The 24,006-nt window shown below is 60.8% G+C and carries 20 protein-coding genes; 3 read left to right on the forward strand and 17 right to left on the reverse strand.

What is annotated here, in order from left to right; all coding sequences use genetic code 11:
- Nucleotides 1–68: 68 nt before the first annotated feature.
- The 11 genes from ACK4FF_RS01450 to def are packed head-to-tail and all read right to left on the reverse strand — an operon-like array spanning nt 69 to nt 11,131.
- Nucleotides 69–317 carry a DUF3567 family protein gene (locus ACK4FF_RS01450; RefSeq protein ID WP_409703858.1) on the reverse strand — a complete coding sequence of 83 codons (249 nt, stop codon included), beginning with the start codon at nt 315–317 and terminating at the stop codon, nt 69–71.
- A gap of 55 nt (nt 318–372) precedes the next feature.
- Entirely contained in the window at nt 373–828 is a 456-nt protein-coding gene (locus ACK4FF_RS01455; RefSeq protein WP_409703860.1) for a GTP-binding protein, read from the reverse strand.
- A gap of 5 nt (nt 829–833) precedes the next feature.
- Complete coding sequence (locus ACK4FF_RS01460; protein WP_409703862.1) at nt 834–2,294, reverse strand: TrkH family potassium uptake protein; 1,461 nt, start codon at nt 2,292–2,294, stop codon at nt 834–836.
- A gap of 12 nt (nt 2,295–2,306) precedes the next feature.
- On the reverse strand, nt 2,307–3,683 hold the full coding sequence (trkA, locus tag ACK4FF_RS01465) for a Trk system potassium transporter TrkA (protein ID WP_409703864.1): 1,377 nt from the start codon (nt 3,681–3,683) through the stop codon (nt 2,307–2,309).
- The gene (locus ACK4FF_RS01470) at nt 3,680–4,402 is read right to left on the reverse strand and encodes a response regulator (protein ID WP_409703866.1); all 723 of its coding nucleotides are present in this window, start codon (nt 4,400–4,402) and stop codon (nt 3,680–3,682) included. The genes trkA and ACK4FF_RS01470 overlap by 4 nt, the downstream gene beginning before the upstream one ends.
- 18 nt (nt 4,403–4,420) lie before the next feature.
- Complete coding sequence (locus ACK4FF_RS01475) at nt 4,421–6,694, reverse strand: ATP-binding protein (protein ID WP_409703868.1); 2,274 nt, start codon at nt 6,692–6,694, stop codon at nt 4,421–4,423.
- Entirely contained in the window at nt 6,691–7,335 is a 645-nt protein-coding gene (locus ACK4FF_RS01480; protein ID WP_409703870.1) for a DUF4390 domain-containing protein, read from the reverse strand. Before ACK4FF_RS01480 ends, ACK4FF_RS01475 begins: the two co-directional genes overlap by 4 nt.
- Nucleotides 7,336–7,345: 10 nt before the next feature.
- Nucleotides 7,346–8,734 carry a 16S rRNA (cytosine(967)-C(5))-methyltransferase RsmB gene (rsmB, locus tag ACK4FF_RS01485; RefSeq protein ID WP_409703872.1) on the reverse strand — a complete coding sequence of 463 codons (1,389 nt, stop codon included), beginning with the start codon at nt 8,732–8,734 and terminating at the stop codon, nt 7,346–7,348.
- Nucleotides 8,735–9,595: a zinc metalloprotease HtpX gene (htpX, locus tag ACK4FF_RS01490; RefSeq protein WP_409703874.1), complete on the reverse strand. Its 861-nt coding sequence runs from the start codon at nt 9,593–9,595 to the stop codon at nt 8,735–8,737.
- 41 nt (nt 9,596–9,636) lie between these two features.
- On the reverse strand, nt 9,637–10,608 hold the full coding sequence (gene fmt, locus ACK4FF_RS01495; RefSeq protein WP_409703876.1) for a methionyl-tRNA formyltransferase: 972 nt from the start codon (nt 10,606–10,608) through the stop codon (nt 9,637–9,639).
- A gap of 16 nt (nt 10,609–10,624) precedes the next feature.
- Entirely contained in the window at nt 10,625–11,131 is a 507-nt protein-coding gene (gene def / locus ACK4FF_RS01500; protein WP_409703878.1) for a peptide deformylase, read from the reverse strand.
- Between the two features lie 88 nt (nt 11,132–11,219).
- Between def and dprA the strand changes: the two genes are divergently transcribed.
- Both dprA and ACK4FF_RS01510 read left to right on the forward strand, forming a co-directional pair.
- A complete protein-coding gene (gene dprA / locus ACK4FF_RS01505) occupies nt 11,220–12,332 on the forward strand; it encodes a DNA-processing protein DprA (protein ID WP_409703880.1) in 1,113 nt (370 codons plus the stop codon).
- Between the two features lie 163 nt (nt 12,333–12,495).
- Nucleotides 12,496–15,033: a DNA topoisomerase III gene (locus tag ACK4FF_RS01510; protein ID WP_409703882.1), complete on the forward strand. Its 2,538-nt coding sequence runs from the start codon at nt 12,496–12,498 to the stop codon at nt 15,031–15,033.
- 7 nt (nt 15,034–15,040) lie between these two features.
- Here ACK4FF_RS01510 and mnmC read toward each other — a convergent pair whose 3' ends face one another.
- From mnmC to ACK4FF_RS01540, 6 genes are all read right to left on the reverse strand, one after another.
- Entirely contained in the window at nt 15,041–16,132 is a 1,092-nt protein-coding gene (gene mnmC, locus ACK4FF_RS01515) for an FAD-dependent 5-carboxymethylaminomethyl-2-thiouridine(34) oxidoreductase MnmC (RefSeq protein WP_409703884.1), read from the reverse strand.
- The gene (locus ACK4FF_RS01520) at nt 16,129–18,813 is read right to left on the reverse strand and encodes a CHASE domain-containing protein (protein WP_409703886.1); all 2,685 of its coding nucleotides are present in this window, start codon (nt 18,811–18,813) and stop codon (nt 16,129–16,131) included. Before ACK4FF_RS01520 ends, mnmC begins: the two co-directional genes overlap by 4 nt.
- A gap of 87 nt (nt 18,814–18,900) precedes the next feature.
- Complete coding sequence (locus tag ACK4FF_RS01525) at nt 18,901–19,926, reverse strand: MBL fold metallo-hydrolase (protein ID WP_409703888.1); 1,026 nt, start codon at nt 19,924–19,926, stop codon at nt 18,901–18,903.
- A gap of 3 nt (nt 19,927–19,929) precedes the next feature.
- A complete protein-coding gene (locus ACK4FF_RS01530; RefSeq protein WP_409703890.1) occupies nt 19,930–20,766 on the reverse strand; it encodes an SDR family oxidoreductase in 837 nt (278 codons plus the stop codon).
- A gap of 16 nt (nt 20,767–20,782) precedes the next feature.
- On the reverse strand, nt 20,783–21,646 hold the full coding sequence (locus ACK4FF_RS01535; protein ID WP_409703892.1) for an alpha/beta fold hydrolase: 864 nt from the start codon (nt 21,644–21,646) through the stop codon (nt 20,783–20,785).
- A gap of 147 nt (nt 21,647–21,793) precedes the next feature.
- On the reverse strand, nt 21,794–22,381 hold the full coding sequence (locus tag ACK4FF_RS01540) for a cytochrome P460 family protein (RefSeq protein WP_409703894.1): 588 nt from the start codon (nt 22,379–22,381) through the stop codon (nt 21,794–21,796).
- Nucleotides 22,382–22,622: 241 nt separating this feature from the next.
- Between ACK4FF_RS01540 and ACK4FF_RS01545 the strand changes: the two genes are divergently transcribed.
- A complete protein-coding gene (locus tag ACK4FF_RS01545; protein ID WP_409703896.1) occupies nt 22,623–23,999 on the forward strand; it encodes an alkaline phosphatase PhoX in 1,377 nt (458 codons plus the stop codon).
- Nucleotides 24,000–24,006: the final 7 nt, after the last annotated feature.

Genomic DNA, 24,006 nt, shown 5'->3' on the forward strand with positions numbered 1-24,006 from the left:
TGCACCTTACCCCTTGGGCCAAGGCACCGCCTTGATCTGGATCAAGGACGGTTCAGTGGGGCCTCTGTTTAATGCAAGGCCACGGAGGTCTGCATCCAGGGCCGGTAAGCGTCCATGAAGGCTTCCAGATCGTCCATGTCGGGCGACTGCTGGGCCAGATGGGCCACGTGCTCGCGGAAGCGCTGGGCGGCTTCGCCGTGCAGAAAAAGTTCTTTCTGCGTGTTTTTGTCCACAATTTCGATGCCCATGCTGGGCTCGCCTTCTTGCATCACCAAATCCACAACGCAGTAGTACGGGCTGTCTATCATCATTAACATGGTGAACTCCCTGTGCAGCTTTACTGATTGATATATCGGGTGTCCGCCGGTTTTTTCAAGGGTTAATTGGCGGAGATGGACTCACAGGGTCAGTATGCACGAGTTCAATGCTGCTGAACCACCCCCGCCACTGGGGTTCCTGCAAGAATTCCAACACTTTGTCGGGGTGGCTGGCCGATTCCAGCTCCAACACCAACCAATCGGGTGGGTTCAGGCGCAGGGTTCTGCTCAGGTGGGTGCTCATGATCAAGCGGGAAGAACAACAGGCACAGCCGGGGGCCAGGCGCATCAAATGCACACCGCTGGCTTTCAACGCAGCGTCGGCTTCAAAACGCTGGGCCTGTTGATGCACATCCAAACGGGCGAACAATTCGGACGAGGCCAGCACGGTGACTTTGTCCGCAGGGTGGCGGGTGGCCAAAGCCGAATCCATCCACCGCATACGGGCCAAGGGGTCAATACCAGCCACCAGTTGCACGCGGGTGGCCGGCTGCCTGTCAGGGTTGCTCATTGGGTTCACTTGCGCCAAAACGCGGGGGTGAACAACACCAGAATGGGCAGCAATTCCAGACGGCCCAGCAGCATGGCGAAGGTGCAGATCCAGGTTTGCACATCGCCCAAACCCTGAAAATTGCTGGCTGGCCCAACAGCCCCCAAACCCGGCCCCAAGCAGTTGATGCAAGCGATGATGGCCGAGAAGGCGGTGATGGGGTCCAGGCCGGTGAACATCAGCATCATCGACAACACAATCACACTCAAGCCGTACATCAACATGAAGGCCAGCACCCCGAAGATGACCGGGTTCTCAACCACTTGGTTGCCCAAACGGATCGGGTTGATGGCCCTGGGGTGCAGGGTGCGCGACAGCTCACGCACCGCTTGTTTCACGAGAATGACCGCCCGCATCATTTTCACACCACCCCCGGTGGAACCGGCGGCCGACGCCACCATGCTCAACAGCAACATGGTCATGGGCGCAAAGGCAGGCCACAAGGCGTAGTCCGTGTTGGCAAAGCCCGTGGTGGACGCCACCGACACAATGTTGAACACGGCGTAACGGAAGGCCTCGGAAAAGCGGGTGTATTCCTGATGGGCCAAAAGAAACAAGGTGATCAGCAACACCGAAAACGCCAACAGGCCCATCTGCCAGCGGGTTTCCGGGCAATGCAGGTAGGGTTTGAGCGAACGCCCGCGCCAAGCCAGGAAATGAATGGAAAAATTCACTAGCGCAATCAACATGAACACCACGGCCACGGCTTCAATGGCGGGTGAGTTGAAATGGGCAAAGCTGGCGTCGTGCGACGAAAAGCCAGTCAACGACATGGTTGACCCGGCATGCATGAACGCATCCAGCCAGGTCATGCCGGCCACGCGATACGCCACCACGCAGGCCAGGGAAATGACGACGTACACGGTGTACAAGGCCCGTGCGGTTTCAGTGATTCTGGGCGTGAGTTTGCTGTCCTTCATGGGCCCCGGCGTTTCGGCTTTGAACACCTGGGAGCCGCCCACCCCCAGCAGCGGCAACACTGCCACAGCCAGCACCAGAATGCCCATGCCCCCCACCCAGGACAACAAGTGGCGCCAAATGTTGATGCTGGCAGGCAAGTGGTCAAGGCCGGTCAACACGGTGGCCCCGGTGGTTGTCATGGCGGACACCATTTCAAAATAGGCGTCAGTGAATGACAAACCCTGCAGGTACAACATCATGGGCACCGTGGCCACTGCAGGCATGCTGGTCCACAGTGTGGACACCAGCAGAAAGCCATCACGGGCTTGCAGTTCGCGCCGGTAACGGCGGGTCAGCACGTGCATGCCAACCCCCGCCCCGAAAGTGAGCACAAAGCCTGTTAGAAAGGCGTTGGCCGTGTCTTCACCAGTGAGCACCGCGTAGGCCAGCGGCACCAGAAACGTCACCGAGAACAGGGCAATGGCAAAGCCCAGCACCGACAACACTGGAAACAGGGATCGCCGCATGGCCCAGAGCGCTCAGAAAAAGCCGACACCCACCTGGAAGAGCTTTTCCACGGCGGGAATCAGCTTCCGGTGTTCGACAAACAACAGCACATGGTCTTCGGACTGAATGCGCAAATCATGGTGGGCCATCAACACCTCGCCATCGCGAACCACAGCGCCAATCACCACGCCCTTGGGCAGGCTGATGTCCTCAACCAAACGGTCCACGACGCGGGACGATTTCGCGTCCCCGTGGGCCACCACTTCCAAAGCCTCGGCCACGCCTTTGCGCAAGCGGTGCACTGCCACAATGTCGCCTCGGCGGATGTGTTTGAGCAATTCACTCAGCGTGGCGTGCGAGGGCGTCAGGGCAATGTCGATCTGGCCGCCCTGCACCAGGTCGGCATACACCTTGCGCTGAATCAGCGTGATCACCCGTTCCGCGCCCATGCGCTTGGCCAGCAGCGAGGACATGATGTTGTTCTCATCGTCACTGGTCAATGCGATGAACACATCGGAGTCCTGAACGTTTTCATCGCCCAACAAATCCTCGTCGGTGGCGTCGCCGTGCAACACCAAGGTAGCGGCATCCAATTGACGGGCCAGTTCGTCGCAACGGCGGCGGTCGGCTTCAATCAGCTTGACCTGCACCTGCCCTTGCAAGGCCTTGGCCAAACGCAGGCCAATATTGCCGCCACCGGCAATCATGACTTTGGACACGGGCTTGGACATGCGCCGCAATTCCGACATCACCAACCGAACATGCTTGCTGGCGCACAGGCAGAACACCTCGTCGCCGGGCTGAATCATCGTGTACCCATCGACGGGCAAGTGCTGGTTGTCGCGGATCAAAGCAACAATCCGCACATCCACCTTGGGCAAGTGTTTGCGCAAATCTTCAATCGGATGGGACACCAAGGGGCCACCGGCAAAGGCACGAACCGACACCAAAGTCACCAGCCCGTCGGCGAACTCCAGCACCTGCAAAGCCTCGGGAAACTCGATGAGCCGGCTGATGTGGTCAGTCACGCTTTGCTCAGGGCAAATCACGTGGTCCACATTGAAGCCATCATCGCCATGCAGGGTGGCCTGTTCGGCCAATTCTGCGGAGCGCACGCGGGCAATGCGGCGGGGCACATTGAACATTTGGGCGGCAATGCGGCATGCCACGAGGTTGGTTTCATCGCTGCGCGTCACCGCCACCAACAACTCGGCGTCTTCGGCGCCTGCTTGTTTCAGCACACCCGGAAAAGCCCCGTTGCCTTGAATGGTGCGCAAATCGAAACGGTCCTGAAGGTTGTTCAGGACCGTGATGTCGGGGTCGATGAGGGTGATGTCATTGCGTTCGGACACCAGGTTTTCAGCCAGGCTTGCGCCCACCCGCCCAGCGCCGACGATGATGATTTTCATGCCAGGGTTTTGCGCACCGAACGGCCCACTTCCACACCCAGTTGCTTGAGCTTGCGGTACAAGTGCGTTCGCTCAATGCCGGTGCGCTCGGCAAGGCGGGTCATGCTGCCGTTTTCAAGGCGCAGGTGGTATTCAAAGTAGATGCGCTCGAAGGCATCGCGGGCGTCGCGCAGCGGAGCGTCCAAGTCCAGACGGGCCAGCTCCGCCATGGCTGCGCCCAGCGGGGTGTCATCGTCTTCGGCCTGGGCAGGCAAGGGCACCGAGCCAATCACTGCCGGGCCACCCACACTGGCCGGGCTGGCAGCCTGCGCCTTGGGCTGGGACTGCATCAAGGCCCGGGCAGACTGCACCATCTTGCCCCGCGCCAAACCCTTTTCAACGGCCCCCAACAGCTTTTGCAACGCGATGGGTTTTTCCAGAAAATCGAGTGCGCCGATGCGGGTGGCCTCCACGGCCGTGTCGATGGTGGCGTGGCCAGACATCATGATCACCGGCATGGTCAGCAACCCTTTGACGGCCCATTCCTTGAGCAAAGTGACACCATCGGTGTCGGGCATCCAGATGTCGAGCAACACCAGGTCGGGGGTTTCCGACTCGCGGATGGCGCGTGCCTGGCCTGCATTTTCCGCAAGCAGCACAGCGTGGCCTTCGTCACCGAGAATCTCGGACAGCAATTCACGAATGCCAATTTCGTCATCTACAACGAGAATGGTTGCCATGTGCGAGTGATCCTTCCTTTAAGCAGTCTGACCTGTCGGTTGAGTCTCTGTCAGCACCGGGAACGTCAGTTCCACGGCCGCTCCACATACCTTGCCCTGCGCGTCTATCCTGTTCCTGATGGCGATACGCGCTTTGTGCTCATCGGCAATTTTGCGCACAATCGCCAAGCCCAAGCCAGTGCCTTTGGTTTTGGTGGTGATGTACGGCTCGAAAGCCTTGGCCAGTACATCGGGGTTAAAGCCCGGGCCGTTGTCAGCCACCACCAGCTTGATGGCCACCAAGTGGTGGTCACCCTCCGGCGACAACACACCTTCGGTGCGCACCTCTACCCTGGGCTCTTGGCACTCGCCACAGGCATCCACAGCATTCTGCAACAAATTGTGGATGACTTGTCGCAACTGCGATGAATCTCCGGCCACCTGCGGCAAATTTTTGGACAGTTTCGGTACGAACTGAGAATCCGGCGGCAAGGGCGCTTCGGCCTTCATGTCCAGTTGCAGGTCATAAAGGGTGAGCACGTCTTCCACCAACTCATTCAGGTTCAAGGGGCGAAGCTCTGCGGGCGGCAGGCGGGCGTAATCACGGAAGTCATTGACCAAACGTTTCAGCGATTCAACCTGGTTGACGATGGTGCGTGTCGCCCGGTCGAGAATGCCGGATTCCGGATCCACCAACTTGGGCGCCAACTTCATCTGCAGGCGTTCAGCCGACAGTTGAATCGGCGTGAGCGGGTTCTTGATCTCATGCGCCAGGCGTCGCGCCACTTCACCCCAGGCCATGGTTCGCTGGGCTGAAATCAGCGCGGTGATGTCGTCACACACCAGCACGTGCCCTGCCTTCTCGCCGGGCAAACGCGAACCCCGCACCAACAGCGACTTGGTGGTGGTGGGGTCAAAAGCGCGGGGAATTTCAAGCTGCTTTTGCCAAATACCGCCGTCCTGAAGGCCTTCGCCCTGGTTGTCAGCAATGCTGGCGCGCACGGCGATGGCGAAGCCTTCAAGGCCTTCCACATCGTCCAGCGGGTGGTTCAGGCTACTGGACAGTTCACGGTCAAAAATCCGCAAAGCGCCTTCGTTGACCATGGTCAGGCGCAGTTTGTGGTCCAACACCAAGACCCCGGCCGACAAACTGCCCAGCAGGCTTTGCAGGAAGTTGTTGTTGGCCGCCAGTTGCGCCTGGTTGGCCTGCAGGCGGCGCTGTGCTTCAAACAACTGGCGGGTCATGGTGTTGAACGACTCGGTCAGCTCGCGCAGTTCATCGTCGGCGGTGACCGGCTGCATGGTCTTGAAGTTGCCACTGGCCAGGGCCTTGGTGCCCTCGGCTAGCCACAGCAGGGGGGCCGACAACCTCGACGACAACCAAAACGCCGCCGCCACAGACACAAACACGGTCAACATCAGCGCCAGGGTGAGCGTGATGCCATAGATTTTGCGCAGGCCAGAACGTGACAACTGCAATTCCTGATAGTCCCGGTACACCGCCTGCACCGCATTGGCCCGCTGCGCCAGCGTGGCAGGCACGGGCTGAAGAATCTGCACATAACGCTGGCCCAGGTCAAAACTGGTGAGCGGCGGCGCAATCGGCACCACCACCCGCATGACCAACCGGCCCGTCGGGTCCACCGGGTCGGGTTCAATCTGCTGGAAGGGGCGGGTCATCAAAGCCTGACGCAACATCGAGGGGCTGGGCAAACTGGGCAGCAGGCTTTCCAGCGTGCCACCCGCATTGCCAATCACTTGACCGGTTTCGGTCAGGAGGGTCAACTCTTGCACACCGGCTGCGTCCCGCAAGCGGGTCAACTCTAACAACTGTTGGCTGGGTGTGGCGCGGGACAATTCCACCGAGATGGACTGCCCCTTCAAACCCAATTCATTGATCAGGCTGTCCAGCGCGGTCTGGCCCAGGTTCAGGCCCGACTCCAACGCCCCGTCCACCCGCACATCAAACCAACTGTCGATACTTTTGGCCAAAAACTGGACCGACACGATGTACAGCAGCAGGCCGGGAATCAGCCCCATCAGGGCAAAGGACAGGGACATGCGCAGCATCAGCCGCGAACCAAACACACCCGCGCGGTACCGGCGCACCATGCGCACAATCAGCAAGGTCAGGATGCTGAGCAAACCCAGCGCAATCACCCCGTTCAAGGTGATCAGCAGGGGGTAGTTCGACTCGAAGAAATCGGTGTTGGACGAGGCCGAAGCCAGCACAAACAACAAAACACCACCCAGGCCAGCCAGAATCAGCAGGGTGTACCGCAACCACCGCGTATTCTCAAGCCACGGGTTCATTTGAAGTTCTCTTTGCGCGGCGTGAAGTCGAAGGTCAACCAGTCGGTGGACAAGTCCCACTCACTGTTGACCAGCGCGCTGATCTGGAACGGTTTGGGCAGCTCGGTCAACACCAGGCGGAACCGAACCTGCGCCTGGTACCGTTCATTGAGGCGGACCTGGTCTTTGCGCAGCACCGGCCAGTCGCGGATGCGGGCCATGTTCTCCATGGCCTCCTCAAACTTGGGTGTGTTCAGCACCCCGGCTGGGCCCGCCAATTGGTAGGTGCGGGTCAAGGCGTTGTACGACAGGGTGTACAGGTAACTGGCGTTAGCAGCCTCTTCATCGGCCCAGTACCAACGGTCTTTGGACAGTTTGAAGTCCAGTGAAAACTTCAGGGGCAGGCCCCGGTCCAGCGCGTCTTTCAGGCGTTGGCCCAAGTGAATGTCCAGTTCAGCGGCCAGGTTCCAGCCTGCTTGGGCTCCATTTTTGACCGGCTCCAGCTTCACACCGGTGATTCGGGTGTACGAGTCTTGCTGCGCACGCACCTGCAACGGGGCTGCAAACACCAACACCATCAGCAAACAGGCCAACAGCCACCACCCGCCTTGGCGGGGGGCAGGGCTGCTGACCCTCAAGGCTGACGGGGCGTGGGGCTGCAAGGGGCCTCCGTCAGGGGCGCTTGCTGAAGCGGGCGTAGAAAAACCCGTCTGGCGAGGCCGGGTGGACATGCCCTTGGTCATCCAGCATGGGATACACCAAGCCCGGCGCGGGCAATGCCTGCGCGTCGGAATGCTGTTCTAGGAATGCGGTTGCCAGCAAGGGGCCCTCTTCTTGAAAGATGGAACACGTCACGAGCGTGAGTGTACCGCCCGGCTTGACCACCGACCACAACGCATCCAGCAGAGTGTGTTGTAGGCGCGACAACTGGGTCAAATCCTGAGGCCGCCTCAACCACGGAATGTCGGGGTGGCGGCGCGCAACGCCTGAGCCCGTGCAAGGCACATCGGCCAACACCGCATCAAAAGGCTGGCCGTCCCACCACGCGGTCAAGTCCTGCGCAGGCGCCACTTTGGCGGTGTAACGCCATTGCGTGCCCAAGGTGGGGGCAATTCGGTCCACATTGTCCTGAACCCGGGCCATGCGGGCTGCGCTGATGTCCAAGGCGGTCAGGTCAATGTCGGCGCATTCCAGCAAATGGCCGGTTTTTCCGCCCGGCGCTGCGCAGGCATCCAGCACCCGCTGGCCCGCCTTCAGTTCCATGAGGGGGGCCGCCAGTTGGGCAGCCATGTCCTGCACGGACACCCAGCCTTGGGCAAAGCCCGGCAGGTCGTGAACCGACATGCCCTTGGGCAGCCACACGGCGCTTGGGCCTTCCACATAACCCACCACGCCGCGTTTTTCCAGTTCGGCCACGTAATCGTCGGGCGTGCCCCAACGTTGGTTGACGCGCAGCACAAACGGGGCATGCATGCCGGTTTGTTCCAGCAGTTGGCGGCCCTCGTCAGGGTGTTGGTGCAGCACCGTGTTCACCCACCATTCCGGCAGGTTCCAGCGGCCTTGCACCGTACGTATCACTTCGGCCACCACGGCCGCCTCTTCGCGCTGGAAGCTGCGCAAACAGGCATTGACCAAGCCCTTGGCAGCGACCCAGCCCGGGCGCGAACTGCAGGCCCGCACCACCTCATTCACCACGGTGTGCGCCGGGTATTTGGCGGTTTGGCCGGGCCAGATCAAGCTCAAGCCCAAACCCAGCAGACAACCCAACTCGGTGGGCTTTAAGGTGGGGCGGCCCGACATCAGTTCCACGGCCAGCTCGCCCCGGCCCCAATTGCGCAGGCCGAAATAACTCAAGTCACGGATGGCACCGCGAACACCGGGCATCTGCACGTTGCGCAACACGCCATCGAGGGCGGAATCCAGCGATCGGCCATCAAACACCACGGCGGCCATCACAGACGCCGCGTTGCCCAAGGCAAAAGCCAGGTCACTTTCACGCAAGGGCTCGACATCCGCCACAGGCGGGCGAGGGCGCGGTTTTCCCTGCTTGGGGGCCGCCACTTAGCGACCACCGCCGGCGCCGCGCGCCATGTCCATCAAGCGGCGCACCCGCTCTTCGGTGGGTGGGTGGGTGGAAAACAGGCTGCGAACGCCGCCGCCTGACAAAGGGTTCATGATCATCATCTGAGCTGTTTCCGGGTGGGCTTCAGTGGTTTGGAATGGGATGCCCTGGGCATACCGGTGAATTTTGTCCAGCGCGCTGGCCAAGGCGGCGGGGTCGCCGCAAATTTCTGCGCCGCCTCGGTCAGCCTCGTACTCACGGGCGCGTGAAATGGCCATCTGGATCAGCGAGGCTGCAATCGGTGCCAGCAACGCCACCGCAATGCTGGCAATCGGGTTGACAGGCCGCCCCTCGTCATCGCGTCCGCCAAACAACATGGCGAAATTGGCCAAGGCGGAAATGGCACCCGCCATGGTGGCTGAAATGGTGGAAATCAGAATGTCCCGGTGCTTTACGTGGGCCAGCTCGTGGGCCATCACGCCGCGCATTTCCCGGGCGGACAGCACTTTCAGAATGCCAGTGGTGGCGGCCACCGCCGCGTTCTCCGGGTTGCGGCCTGTGGCAAAAGCATTGGGGGCCGGGTCGTTGATGATGTACACACGGGGCATGGGCAACTCAGCACGCTGGGCCAGGTCTGCCACCATGGTGTAGAACTCGGGGGCGTTGGTGGCATCGACCTCCTGCGCGTTGTACATGCGCAGCACCATTTTGTCGGAGAACCAGTAGGCACCGAAATTCATCACCAGCGCAAACAGCAGGGCCAGGGTCATGCCAGAACGGCCCCCCATGACACCACCCAGCATCATGAACAGGGCGGTGATGGCCGCCATCAGCATGAAGGTCTTCATCCAGTTGAACATGGTGCAATTCTCCTTGCGAGTCTTGTCGTGAAATTGGACTGTCAGTGGCCCAAGAGGTTTCCAGCCACCAGCCCGAGGCTTTGGGCCACTACAGCCGCTGGCCCACGGCGGGCACCGGGCTTTTGCAGGCTGCCCACCCGCACAGCCCCTTGGCCACACTGCACCACCAAGCCGTCAGGCCTCAGGTCCAGCACTGTGCCGGGGGCTTGGGCTTGGCCAGGCCAAGGCAACAACACCGGGTCAAACAGCTTGAGGGCTTCACCCTGCCACAAGCTGTGCGCGCCGGGAAAAGGGTCAAAGGCCCGTATACGGCGTTGAATGGCCTGCGCAGGTGCCGACCAATCCACCAAAGCCTCAGCCTTGCTGATTTTTTCCGCGTAAGTCACGCCTTCATCCGGTTGGGGTTCCATGGGCAACCCTTCGCCTTCCAAGGCGTTGAGGGCCGACACGATCAAACGCCCGCCCAGTTCAGCCAGGGTGTCGTGCAGTTGCCCGGTGGTGGTGTGCTCACCAATCGGCACCGCCTCACGCAGGCGAACCGGGCCAGTGTCCAAGCCTGCCTCCATCTGCATGATGCACACGCCGGTTTCAGCATCCCCGGCTTCAATCGCACGGTGTATGGGGGCAGCGCCCCGCCAGCGCGGCAACAGGCTGCCATGGATGTTCAGACAGCCCAGGCGCGGAATGTCCAGCACCCGCTGAGGCAGAATCAAGCCATAGGCGGCCACCACCAACACGTCCACCGGTTGACCCCGATTGGCCGTGGACAAGGCTTCAATGGCCGCTTCCGCGTCATCGCCTTTGCGCAGGCTGACCGGCTGGGCCACGGGAATGCCCAAGGACAAGGCGGTCTGCTTGACCGGCGAGGCCGTCAGCTTCATGCCTCGTCCCGCGGGGCGGTCGGGTTGGGTCAGCACCAAAGGCACCGAAAAACCGGCGTCAACAATTTGACGCAGGGCCACTTCGGCAAACACCGGTGTGCCCGCGTAGGCCACCGAGAGGGAATGGGTCATGGGGTCTTGGTGCGCCTCACAGTTGGGCGCGTTCCTGTTTTTTCAGCTTGGTTTTGATGCGGGTCTGTTTCAACTGCGACAGGTACTCGACAAACACCTTGCCATTCAAATGGTCAATTTCATGTTGAATGCACACGGCCAGCAGGCCATCGCAGTCAATCTCAAAAAATTCACCTTTCACATTCTGTGCGCGGATGCGCACCGTGTCTGGCCGGTCCACTGATTCATAAATGCCGGGCACAGAAAGGCACCCTTCTTCATACGACTTGCTGTCCGGGCTGGCCTGAACAATCTCGGGGTTCACAAACACAATCAGCCCGGACTTGTCTTCGCTGACATCCACCACAATCACCCGCTTGTGCACGTTGACCTGTGTGGCGGCCAAGCCCACGCCGGGGGCTTCATACATGGTTTCAGCCATGTCTTTGGTGAGTTTGACAAGTTGGTCATCAAACTGGGTGACTGGGGTGGCCACCGTTTTCAAACGGGGGTCCGGGTACTTCAAAATCGGGAGCAAAGCCATGGTGATGACTCCAGGCAACAACGTCTACAGCCCATAAGGATACCGCTTCTGTGCCCTGTTTGCTTCGAGAGTTCGCTCGGGTTGCCCCATGGTGACCGCCCCCCCAACCCTGGAAATCGCCCTGAACCTGGCACTGAACCCGGCATTGGATGGCAAAACCCGTCTTCAGCTTGCAGCCTGCGGCCAATGGTCACAGTTGCCCACACCGTGCGACATGGTGCAGACCTGGACCGAACGCACACTGAATTGGCTGGACCAACACCCCGACGCCTTTTGGCTGGCGTTGGGCCAGGCTGACTACCCGGCCAATCTGCTCGACCTGAAAAACCCGCCCTTGGTGTTGTTTGGCCACGGCAACCGGCACCTGCTGGCCTGCCGAAGCGTGGGCGTGGTGGGTAGCCGAAACGCCACCAAGGTGGGGCTGGGGCATGCGCAAGCCATGTCCAAGGCCTTTGCCCAAGCCGGGTGGGTGGTCACCAGTGGCATGGCCGAAGGCATTGACGGCGCGGCCCACCACGGCGCACTGGACGGGCAAGGCGGCACCATCGCCGTTCTGGGCTGCGGGCCAGACCAGGTCTACCCCAAGCACCACCGCAACCTCACCGAACGGCTGCTGGCCCACCAAGGCCTGTTGCTGTCGGAATACCCACCGGGCACCGCCCCGCAGCCGGCGTTTTTCCCGCGGCGCAACCGGTTGATTGCCAGCCAGGCCGATGCCCTGCTGGTGGTGGAGGCGGCCGTGAAGTCGGGCAGCCTCATCACTGCACAGGTGGCCAGCCGCCTTGGGCGGCCAGTGTTTGCCATGCCCGGGTCGGTGCACAGCAGCCAGAGCCGCGGTTGCCACGCCATGATCAAACAAGGGGCAGGGCTGGCCGATTGCGCGGCCGACGTGCTGGATGAAGCGCTGGCCCAACTCAAACCAGGCCGTGAAACCCACACAGCCCCAATGTTGCAAGAAGCCTACAAAACCCGAGGCCAAGCCCCCGGGTGCATGGCCGAGCCAACCGACGGGCTGGACCCTGCCAGCCAAGCCACACTGGCCGTGCTGGACGGGCAGGCCCGCGAGGTGGACCACATCGCCCGTCACTGCGGGCTGGACGAAGATGACACCCTGGCTGCGCTGACCGAGCTGGAACTGGCTGGCCTGGCTGTCTGTGAGGCCGGTGGACGGTGGGTTCGTGTGGGGCCTGCGGGCCGATGACCACCCCCTCAGAATTGGAGCATGGTGCCAAGTTCAAGTGGAAATCCTTGATTTGTGGGGAACAAGCCACTTACACTTCGGCGCACATGGGTCCGAATCCGCATGGCCTGCGCCAGCCGACCGAACCACCCCTATTAATAGTGCACACGCCAAGAGTAGCCAAGTGAGTAGTGACGCCCCAAAAAAACTGATCATCGCGGAAAAACCCTCGGTGGCTGCGGACATTGCACGTTCCCTCGGCGGCTTTACCAAGCACGACGAATACTTCGAGAGCGACGAGTACGTGCTCTCCTCGGCGGTGGGCCACTTGGTGGAAATCAAGGCACCGGATGAATTCGAGGTCAAGCGCGGCAAGTGGAGCTTTGCCAACCTGCCGGTGCTGCCCACCCACTTCGACCTGAACCCGATTGCCAAAACCGAGTCGCGCCTGAAAGTGCTGACCCGCCTCATCAAACGCAAAGATGTCGTTGGCCTGGTGAACGCCTGTGACGCGGGGCGTGAAGGTGAACTGATTTTCCGGCTGATTGTGCAGTTCGCCAAATCGAACAAACCGGTTGAACGCCTGTGGTTGCAGTCGATGACACCCGCCGCCATCCGCCAGGCCTTCGACAACCTGCGCAGCGACGCTGAAATGCTGCCGCTGGCCGATGCCGCCCGTTGCCGCTCGGAAGCGGACTGGTTGGTAGGCATCAACGGCACCCGCGCCATGACGGCGTTCAACAGCAAGGAAGGCGGTTTTTACCTGACCACCGTGGGCCGTGTGCAAACCCCGACGCTGACCATCGTGGTGGAACGCGAAGAAAAAATCCGAAAATTCGTGCCCCGGGCCTACTTCGAAGTGAAGGCGGGTTTTGGCTGTCAGGAAGGCGCGTATGAAGGCAGGTGGTTCGACCCCGCCTTCAAGAAAACAGACGACCCCGAACACCGCGCTGACCGCCTGTGGGACGAAGCCAAGGCACGCGCCATTGTGGCCGCCTGCGATGGCCAGCCCGGCACGGTGAGCGAAGAAAGCAAACCCGCCACACAGATAGCCCCGCAACTGTTCGACCTGACCAGCCTGCAACGCGAGGCCAACAGCCGCTTTGGTTTTTCAGCCAAGAACACGCTGGGCCTGGCGCAGGCCCTGTACGAAAAGCACAAGGTGCTGACCTACCCGCGTACCGACTCCAAGGCACTGCCTGAAGACTACATGGGCACGGTGAACCAGACGCTGAAGGCCTTTGTGGGCCTGGACCGAGGCCACATTGCAGGCGCCTACGGCCAGTTCTGTGAGGAAATCCTGAAGAACAACTGGGTCAAGCCGAACAAACGAGTGTTCGACAACAGCAAAATTTCCGACCACTTTGCGATCATCCCGACCCTGCAGGTGCCCAAAGCACTGAGCGAGCCGGAACAGAAGTTGTACGACTTGGTGGTCAAACGTTTCCTCGCTGTGTTTTTCCCGGCCGCCGAATACAACGTCACCACCCGCATCACCACCGTGGCCAGTCACGCCTTCAAAACCGAGGGCAGAGTGTTGGTCAAGCCGGGCTGGCTGGCCATTTATGGCCGTCAGTCCGCGGGCGATGACGACACGCTGGTGCCGGTGTCCCAAGGCGAAAAAGTGTCCACCGACGACATTGAAGCCGTTGGCCTGCACACCAAACCGCCCGCCCGCTACAGCGAAGCCACGCTGCTGTCCGCCATGGAAGGCGCTGGCAAACTGGTGGACGACGATGAACTGCGCGACGCCATGGGCGCCAAAGGCTTGGGCACACCGGCCACGCGTGCGGCCATCATTGAGGGGCTGCTGGGGGAAAAATACCTGGTGCGCGAAGACCGCGCCCTGATGCCCACGGCCAAGGCCTTCCAGTTGCTTACCTTGCTGCGTGGCCTGGATGTGGAAGAGCTCACCAAGCCTGAACTGACGGGTGAATGGGAGTACAAGCTGTCCCTGATGGAAAAGGGCGAGTTGTCGCGCGAACAGTTCATGCGTGAAATTGCCCGCATCACCCAAACCATTGTGGAGCGGGCCAAGGACTACACCGAGGACACCATCCCCGGCGACTACGCCACACTGACCACGCCTTGCCCCAATTGCGGCAGTGTGGTGAAAGAAAACTACCGCCGCTTTGCCTGCACAGCCTGCGAATTTTCCATTTCCAAAGTGCCGGGTGGGCGCCAGTTTGAAGTGGATGAGGTGGAAGCCCTGCTGCGCGACCGCGAGCTGCCCATGCTGGATGGCTTTCGCAGCAAAATGGGTCGCCCGTTTTCCGCAGTGCTCAGGCTGAGCAGCGAGCACAAGCTGGAGTTTGATTTCGGCCAGTCGCGGGACGATGAGGACGGTGAAGAAGTCGACTTTTCCGGTCAAACCCGCCTGGGGCCCTGCCCGAAATGCGCATCCAGCATCTTTGAAATGCCGACCAGCTATGTGTGCGAGAAATCGGTGGGACCGTCGAAGTCCTGCGACTTCCGTTCAGGGAAAGTCATTCTGCAACAGCCCATCGAGCGTGAGCAGATGGAAAAACTGCTGCTCCAGGGCAAGACCGACCTGCTGACCCGGTTTGTTTCGTCCAAAACCAAACGGGCATTCAAGGCCTTTCTGGTGAAAAAGCCCGATGGCACCATTGGGTTTGAGTTCGAGCCCAAGGGCGAGAAAAAACCAGCCAAGGCAGCCGCCAAAACCACCAAAGCCAAGAAAACTGCGGATTCCGCCAGTTGAAAACCCGTCAGCCAGCGCCCTGTGCGGCGCTGTCGCTGCCCATCCCTCGCGCCTTGGGCACCCGGGGCAACAAGCGGCGGTGCAGGGGGTTGTCCACGGCGGCTCCTTCGCAGTATTGACGAATCAGGCGCGCGGCCAGTGCCGCCCAAGTCAGGCCGCGCGAAGCAAACCCGGTGCACAGCATCACCCCGGACATGCCCTGCACAGGGCCCACGACGGGCAAACGGTCGTGCCACACAAAGCGCAGGCCGCAGCGCTGGTCCACCACGCTTCCCAAAGGCCAATCGGGCAGCACCGCCCGAAACCGGGCCAGGTTTTCAGCATCGGCCTGGGCACTGGGCGTCAAATCCACCGCTGGGCGCTCATAGGTGGCCCCCAGCACCATGTCAGGCCGCCCTTGTGGGCCAATCGCGTAACTCTCTCCGCTCAGTACCCAAGGCAGGTGGGGCAGGTCGCCCCGATGCACCCGGGTAATCTGCCCCTTCACCACGCCCGTTGACGCGCCCGGTACAGGGGCCAAGGCCAAGCTGGTGTGGGCACACGCCACCACCACCGCGGTGTGGGTTTGCTGCAGTGTTTGCAGGTCGGCCACCGGGCTGTGTTCATGCAGGGTCAGCCTGCCCCGGCACGCGGCCAGGTTGGCGTTCACCCAGGCCACCGGGCTGGCCCAACCGCCCTGCGCAAACCAATAGCCCTGCAACGCGGCCGCCGGGCCCTCGGTGCTGCCGGTGTGCCATTGCACCCAGTCGTGGCAGTCTGTCCGCAGGCGCCAAGTGTCCAGCGCCCGGGCTCGTTCCGTGGCCTCAAACACTTGCAGATGGCCGGGCAAGTCCCAGTCCACGCCCCTGCGCAAGTGGCCTTGGTCCGTCAGCAATTCCAGCGCTTCGCGGGTGGCTTGCACGCCTTCCACGGTGAGGCGGCTCAAGGGGGTGTCCCCACGGGTCAAATGGGGGTGAAAAGCACCCAGCCAGTTGCCAGACGCACCACTGGCGGCGGTGTGGGCCTCGTACAAGTCCACCTGCCAACCGGCTGCACACAGGGCATGCGCCACTGCACTGCCCGCCAAACCTGCACCAATGACTGCGGCGGTGTTGATCATGTCTGGTCAGCGGTTTGCGCCAAGGGCAGATAACGCCTCAAGGTGGACACCAGCGTGGCCATGTTCACTGGCTTGGTGAGGAAATCGTCCATGCCGGCTTCGCGGCTTGCGGCTTCGTCTTCAGCAAGGGCTGCGGCCGTCAACGCCACGATGGGCACCTTGCTGACGGGGCCTTCCATGGCGCGGATGTTGCGGGTCGCTTCCAGTCCATTCATGACAGGCATGTGCAAGTCCATCAACACCAAATCCGGGCTGGGCTCCTGCTGCATCCTGTTCACGGCCTCTTGGCCGTTGGTGCACACCTCAATCTGCAACTTCAGGCGTTTCAGAAAGGCTTTGATCACTTCCTGATTCAAAAGGTTGTCCTCCACCACCAACACCCGGTGGGCCGACCAATCCGGATAAGCTGCAGGCGCTTTGGAGGCGGTCTCGGCCGCCAACATCGGGTCGGGTTTGTTCAGGGCATCGAAGGGCACGGTGAAGGTGAATTCACTGCCCACACCCAATGTGGACTTGGCCACCAGGGTTCCGCCCAGCCACTGGGTGAGGCGCTTGCCCAAGGCCAGACCGAGGCCCACGCCACCATAGGCCCGGGTTTCTGTGTTGTCGGCTTGCTCAAACGGTGCAAACACTTGGTCAAGCAGGGCGGTGTCAAACCCCACACCGGTGTCTTTCACGGTGGCCACCAAGTCGCAACGGCCATCGGGCCTGGCTTGGGTGTGTATTCCCAGAGTGACTGTGCCGGTGTCCGTGAACTTGATGGCGTTGTCCAGCAAAATGCGCAACACCTGCCGATGGTGAGCCACCTCGCCTTTGAGCCTCGCGGGTACGTTGTTGTCGATGTCCAGTTGCAAAGCCAGCGATTTTGCCGTGGCCCTGTTGCGGTGGCTGTCGATCACCTCGCGGCAGTAGGCATTGACATTGAACTCTCTGGGTTCCGACCGCAAAGCCCCAGACTCCATTCGGGTGAAGCTCAACACATCGTCGAGCATGCTCAACAGGCGTTGGGACTCCTGCGCCATGTCCCGCAGAATGGCCAAAGGGCCAGGCTCGGTCAGGTGGCTTTGCAACAGGGTGTTGAACCCGATGATCACGTTCAGCGGTGTGCGTATTTCATGGCTCATGTTGGCCAGAAAACGGCTTTTTGCGGCATTGGCGGCCTGAAGCTCGCGGGTTCGTTCACGCACCAACTCTTGCAACCGGTCCCGATACAGCGTCAGTTCTTCTTCATTGGACTGGCGCTGGGTGATGTCCTGCACCACCCCTTCAATGGACCTGATGTGGCCGTCCTCTTCCAGCACCACATGGTTAAAGCCTTCCACGGTCATGCGGGCATCAGCCCCTGTGCGGACATGCCGTCGGTAGCGGGTACTGGTTTTCAAGGCCAAGGCCTGGGCCAAGGCGCGCACTAACTCCCCCTCAGGTTCATCGCTGCGGGCTTTGCCAATCAGGCTGTCGCCCAGCCGCAAATCCTTCAACCCCAGCAAGCGGCCCAAAGTTGGGCTGGTGTAGGTGAGCCGCCCGCTGCCATCGGTTCTGAAGAAACCGAAGTGGTTCTGCATGCCGGTGACCAGCGCGGTAAAACGGGCTTCGCTGGCGCGCAGTTGCTCATTGGCCTGTCGCAGAATCCTGCGCTGCCTGGACAGGGAACTGATCACCAAAAACAACAGGAAGTCGATGGTCAAACCACCCACCAGCACCGAGCGTGGCGTGGGCGCCAAGGTGTTGGATTCAAAATAGGGGGTCGAACGAAACACAGCCAGCCACTGGCGGCCGGGCAAATCAATGTCCAACCTCACCTCGAACAGGGGCTCGCCGTGTTGTGCTGTGTTCACTGAGTCGGTGGCGTAGAGGCGCTGTGCAGGGGTTTCAATTCGGTCGTCATACAACTCGAAGTCGATGTCTTTGGCACCGCGCCCCAGCACGCCTTTCATCAAGTCACCTGCGCGAAACGGGCTGTACACAAAGCCATCAATGGAGGCTCTTCTGGCCTGCAAATCGGCAGGGGGGTCCCCGGTTTTATACACCGGGAGGTACATGAGAAACCCAGGTTGCGGGTCCACCCCGTTTTCCTGTTTGAGGGTGACCAAACCCGACAGAGCCGTGTCGGCGTGGTCCATGGCAACGTCCATGGCTTGGCGCCTCACCGGTTCGGAATACATGTCATACCCAATCGCGCGGCGGTTGCGTTCGTCCATCGGCTCCAGCATTTCAATGGCGCTGTACTGGTTGCGGGCCTCGACAGGCCAAACACGGTAGTCGGGCAGGCCCTCGCGCCGCACACGCTCCTCGTGCCGCGCCACCTCATCGGGTTTCAGCATGCGTGCGTAGCCCAAACCCTGCACACCGGGCAGGATGTCTTTCAAATTCAACCCCTGCACATACAGCGCCCAGATGCGGCGGTCCACTTGTTCGGTGGCGTGGATCAACGACACCCCACCGCGCAACGCTTGTTCATAGTCACGCATGCGGTTCTTGATGAGCAGTGCGGCTTCTTGGGCCTCGGCGGTGAATTTTTGGCGGGCTGTTTCCGTGGTGGCATGGTCAGCCACAACCCACGCCAGTACAGTGAGTGTCAGCGACAGGCCGAGCACCAGCCACGCGGTGACCTCGTTGTGAAGAACGTCGGCCAACGCCTTGGATGCCTTCAATGAACGCGATTGTCCGGTGTGACGGAACATGCCTTTAACGTGTTGGAACTGCCAGCTTCAAGTATGCGGGATTTCTTCCCTTTCTGCCCAATCTGTGGTGGGGCGGTTCAACCCGCCTCAGTGCTGGGTCACCTGCCAGGCCTGCAACAAGTCAAGGCGCTGGCCACCGGTTTGGGCCAAGGTTTTCAGCCAGGGCAGGCTTCGGTCCATGCGGTCGACCGCATAGGGCATGGGCTTGAGTGCTGTTTCCAGCCCATCACGCATCAAGGGTTGCGTGAAGTCGTCCCAATGAATGAGCAACACGCGTTTGGCCTGAGGGGCTGCCACCACGTTGGCCCAATACTGGGCCACCTGCTGTTCGGTGAGTTTGCCCAAGCCCCCAATGCCCAAGTACACCGTATCGGCCTTGAACGGTGCATTTTGCCCCGGCACAAACCCTGCACTGGGCTGAATCAGCGCCAAGGGTTGCAGGCCGTGGCTGCGGTGGTAGACCGCAAACGCAAAACTGCCGCCTTCCTTCATGGCCAAGGCATGTGCGGGCAAGCGCAATGGCGTGCTGACCACGCCACCCGTATACCCGGTTGGCGCATGGGCCGATCCAATCACCTCGACGGTGAAATCCCCCAGCGCAATGCGGTCCCCTGCCTTGAACACCTGAATCAACGAATCCGGGCAATTCTGGCCCAGTGCAATTTGTCGGGTGGAGGGGCTGCCGATGACCCTGGCACCAAAACGTTGCGCCAGATAGGGCGCATCCATGGCGTGGTCGTAATGGGAATGGGCCACCAGCACCGCCGACAACCCGGGGCTAACGCCCAAGCGTTCAAAAGCATGTGAAGCAGCCTCATCCACCCGGGCATGGTTCACTTCAAGGCGTGTGAACATCACTTGCGGCAGGGCGGGGCGGGACAGAAAACCATCCAACATCCAGGTCGTGGTGCCATCGGTGAACATCAGGCTTGAGGTGCCCAAAAACACACTCCGGACTTGCGCGGCTTGCCGCGCAGGCTCAATCGATGAGCCTGTGATGGCTGACAGGCCGGGGGCGTTGCCCAAGGCCAGTGCCAGCAGGCCGCCCAGCATCAACAGCATCAAGGCAAACGCAGCCCCCAGCCGCTTGATCCATCGCCCAAGTGTTGCCATGGTTCAGTCAAGAAAGAAGTCGCGCTGGATGGACTGGCTGCCCGGCACGGTGGAGTACTGGTCAAACTCGGTTTGGCCTGCCGCGCGCAGCACCGCCTCGTCCAAAAAGAATTGCCCCGTGCTGTCCGGGTCAGCCAGGGTTTTGGACAGAATCACCGAAGCAGCATCAGCCATGATGGCCGGGTTGCGGCAATGCTCGGGTTGAACACCGGGAATCATTTGCATGGCAGCGGTGTAGATACCGGTTTGTGGCCACAGCGCATTCACGGCAATGCCGAAGGGCTTGAATTCCCGGGCATGGCCCAGTACACACATGCTCATGCCGTACTTGGCCATGGTGTAGGCCACATGGGGGCCAAACCACGCGGGGTTCATGTTCAAGGGTGGGGACAAGTTCAGCACGTGGGGGTTGCGGCCCGCCTTGGCCGAGGCTTTCAAATGGGGCAATGCTGCCTGAGTGGTGGCAAACGTGCCCCGCACATTGACGCCGAACATCAGGTCAAAACGTTTCATCGGCGTCAGCTCAGTGGGCATCAAGAAAATGGCGCTGGCGTTGTTGATGACACCATCAATGCCGCCAAAGTGGTCAGCGGCGCGGTCCACCGCAATCTTGAGCGCCTCTTCATCGCGGATGTCACATTGAATCGGCAAGCAGCGCCCACCGGCAGCCTCAATGGCCTGGGCTGCCGAACTCAGGGTGCCCGGCAGTTTTGGGTTGGGGTCGACGGTTTTTGCGGCGATGGCCAGGTTGGCCCCTTGGGCAGCCAGTTTGCAGGCAATCTCCAGGCCAATGCCACGCGATGCGCCGGTGATGAAATAGGTTTTGTTGTTCAGGCTCATGGCCATGTTCTCCGGGTCAGGGTTTCAACAAGGGCAGGGCCAAGGGCCAGCCTGTGGTTTCAAATTGGGGTTTGAAAAAACCGAAATGGCCGATACGGCTTGCGCCCACCTCGCTGGGGTTCAAGCGTCGATGGGTGACCGTGACACCCGGGTACATGTGAAAAATGTCCTCGGTGTTTTGTGCAGACATCAGTTCATCATCGGTGAAGCTGAGCACCTTGAAACTGCGCTTGAAGGCCGCGTAATGGGCTTTGACCGCCGGGCCTTCAACACCCACCAGGTATTCACGGTTCAGGCACCAGCGCCGCCACTGCTGCATCACCCCTGCCGGCAAATCGCCGATCATTTTCAAGGCTTTGCCCGGGTAATAGCCACACAGTGGTGTCATTAGGGGTGCAAACACCCACCACACCAGCCAGGCCTTGGACTTCAGCGCCCAGTCCGCATGCAACCAATACCCGGTGCCCGTCGCGATACCGGCCATGTGGTCCACCAGCTCACGGTCGGGCAAGGCCCCCACAATCTGGCTGCCCAAGCTGTGGCCCAGCCAAATCAGTCGGCCCTGCGTCTGCTGTTTCGCCCACCTCAACACGGTGTTGGCGTCTTGGCTTATCCACGTGTTCACATCGGTTTGAACACGTCGCGCATTGCCTGTGCCTTTCTCCATGCCCCTGTAGTCAAAGGTGACCACGCGGTACCCGTGTTGGTTCAACCACGCAGCAAACGGGCGATAAAAATCTTGGGGCACCCCCATCGCTGGCGAAATCACCACGGTGTCGCAGTCGGTATTGGTGCACTGGTGGCAATAAACCCGCAGGGCGTAGCCGTCGGGTGTGCTCAACGCAATGGGCGTGGCAGAGGCTTGGGGGGCTGTCTCCATGGTCCATGTCCTGTTGTTGTGATTGTCGAATCATCATAGGGCTGGACAGCCATGAAAAAAAGCCACCGGGGCGACCAGTGGCCTTTTATGGCACAAAACAGCGCGCAATTCAGTGTTGCTGAAACTGCATGAATGGCCTGAACAACTTCACTTCACGGCGGCTGCCGCCAAATGCACATCCTCAATCGACAAGGCCATTGAACCCTGCCCTCGGTTCAACATGGCAGCCGACTTGCGGGAATCAAAATACTTGTCGTAGTGAAACACGAAATCGTCTTGGGTCAAGGGCACATGGCAGGCCCTGCAGGTGGCGTAGTCCGACTTCACCGGCTGGCCGTTGGCGTCGAATGCGGCATACACCCAATCACCGGTTTTCAGGCCCTCGGGGGCGGAGGCACCCCAGCCGCTGCCTTTGTACATCACAAACACACGCTCCAGCTCGGCCTTGGCCAACTTGCCATCACCGCCTTTGTTGGCCTTGTAAATGTCCATTACTGCAACCGTACCGTTGGCGAAAGCCTCGCCCTTCTTGGCTTTGGCACCGGTTGGGTTGATGTATATGTCACGAATGTGCCCCGTGGGTTTTTCAATGCCTGCAAGAAACACGGGCCAGCCCCGGTAATCCGTGGGCATGGCCAACTCCCCGTCTTTGGGGGCTGGGCCAAACATCTGGCCCACTGCGCACCCCGTCAACACCACTGCCGCTGCCGATGCAGCCAATACCAATCGTTTCATTTCCTAACCCTCCGGTCTTGTTGTGCCAGCACTTCAGCGTTGGTTGATCAATCACGATAGTGGATGCTCAGACAAAGCTCAATGGTAGGCTGGGGCCTTGGTCGGATGCAAGGGTTTACCCTGTGGGTTCTCGGTCGGTGCATGACAAAAGTGTGGCATGTCACACCGATGATTCGTTCAAAAACCAAATCAGCCGCACCGGCAGTATCAGTGGGTTAGGTTCACCACGCTTTAGCACGCCATGCATCACCCCAATTCAAACCGCCGAACTCTCCTCAAAACATTTCTGCTGGGCGCCAGCGCAAGCAGCCTGCCTTGGCTGGCTGGCTGCGGCAGCGACTCCACATCCACCAGCGCTGGGGGCACCGTTCAGGCCGCAGGCGCCAACCGCTTTGGCGGTAGTGCAGTCAACAACGCGCAATTCCGGTTTCGCAACATCGGCCCGCTGAAAGCGGCCGACGCCAACGGTGTCAGGGTGGCCGAAGGCTTCTCAACCCGCGTGGTGGCCATTGCTGGCCAGGCACCGGCCAGCGGCGCCACGCCTTGGCACATCTTCAACGACGGCGGCGGTGTGGTGCCTCGCCCCAATGGCGGATGGATCTACTGTTCCAACAGCGAAGTGCCCGGTGTGGGCACCTTGGGCTTTCAAGTGCCACAACTGGCGCCGCTGACCAACCCGCTTGAAAACCTGGTGCCCGGCCTGGGCGGTGCAAGCGCACTGGTGTTTGACCCTGACGGCACGGTGGTGGACAGCTACCGAATCCTGACTGGCACCACCTTCAACTGCGCGGGCGTCATCACCCCGTGGAAAACCTGGCTGAGCTGTGAAGAAGTGCCCACCGGCCAGGTGTGGGAATGCGACCCCTTCGGCCAACAAGCCGCCAAGCCACTGCCCACGCTGGGCTTTTTCAGCCATGAGGCTGTGGCCATCGACAGTGTAAGGCGCGTGCTGTACATGACCGAAGACATGCCCGATGGGCGCTTCTACCGCTGGGTACCCTCGGCCACCGATTGGCCGGCCGGTGCGGCGCGCCCAACGTTCAATCAGGGTTTGCTGCAAGTGTTGAAAGTCGGTGGTGCGGGTGTTGAGGCTGCGTTGAAGTCGCCCCAGCCCTACACCTGGGTCAATGCCGCCAACCCGGGCTCCCCACAAAGTGACAACCGCATTGACGGCACCACTGCATTCGACGGCGGCGAAGGCGTGTGGTACCAAAATGACCGGGTGTTCTTCACCACCAAGGGCGACGACCGCCTGTGGATGCTGAACACCACCGCGCAAACCATTGAAGTGGCCTACGACCTGACCACCGCCAAAGCCCCCAACAACATTCTGAGTGGCGTGGACAACATCACCATGACCCCCTTCGGCGAGGTGTTGGTGGCCGAAGACGGCGGCGACATGCAAGTGGTGGTGGTGTACCCCGACGGCACCTTGGTGCCCTTGCTGCAGATTGTGGGGCAAGACCAATCCGAAATCGCCGGCATCGCCTTCAGCCCCGATGGCAAACGCATGTATTTCACCAGCGACCGCGGTGGCCCCGCGCCCGGCGGTGGTTACGGCCTGGGCCTGGGCATGCTCTATGAGCTACAAATTCCGGCCACCGTGCCCAATATCTGATTTCACA

Origin of the sequence: Limnobacter sp. (assembly GCF_046297615.1) — a bacterium.
Taxonomy (GTDB): Bacteria; Pseudomonadota; Gammaproteobacteria; order Burkholderiales; family Burkholderiaceae_B; genus Limnobacter.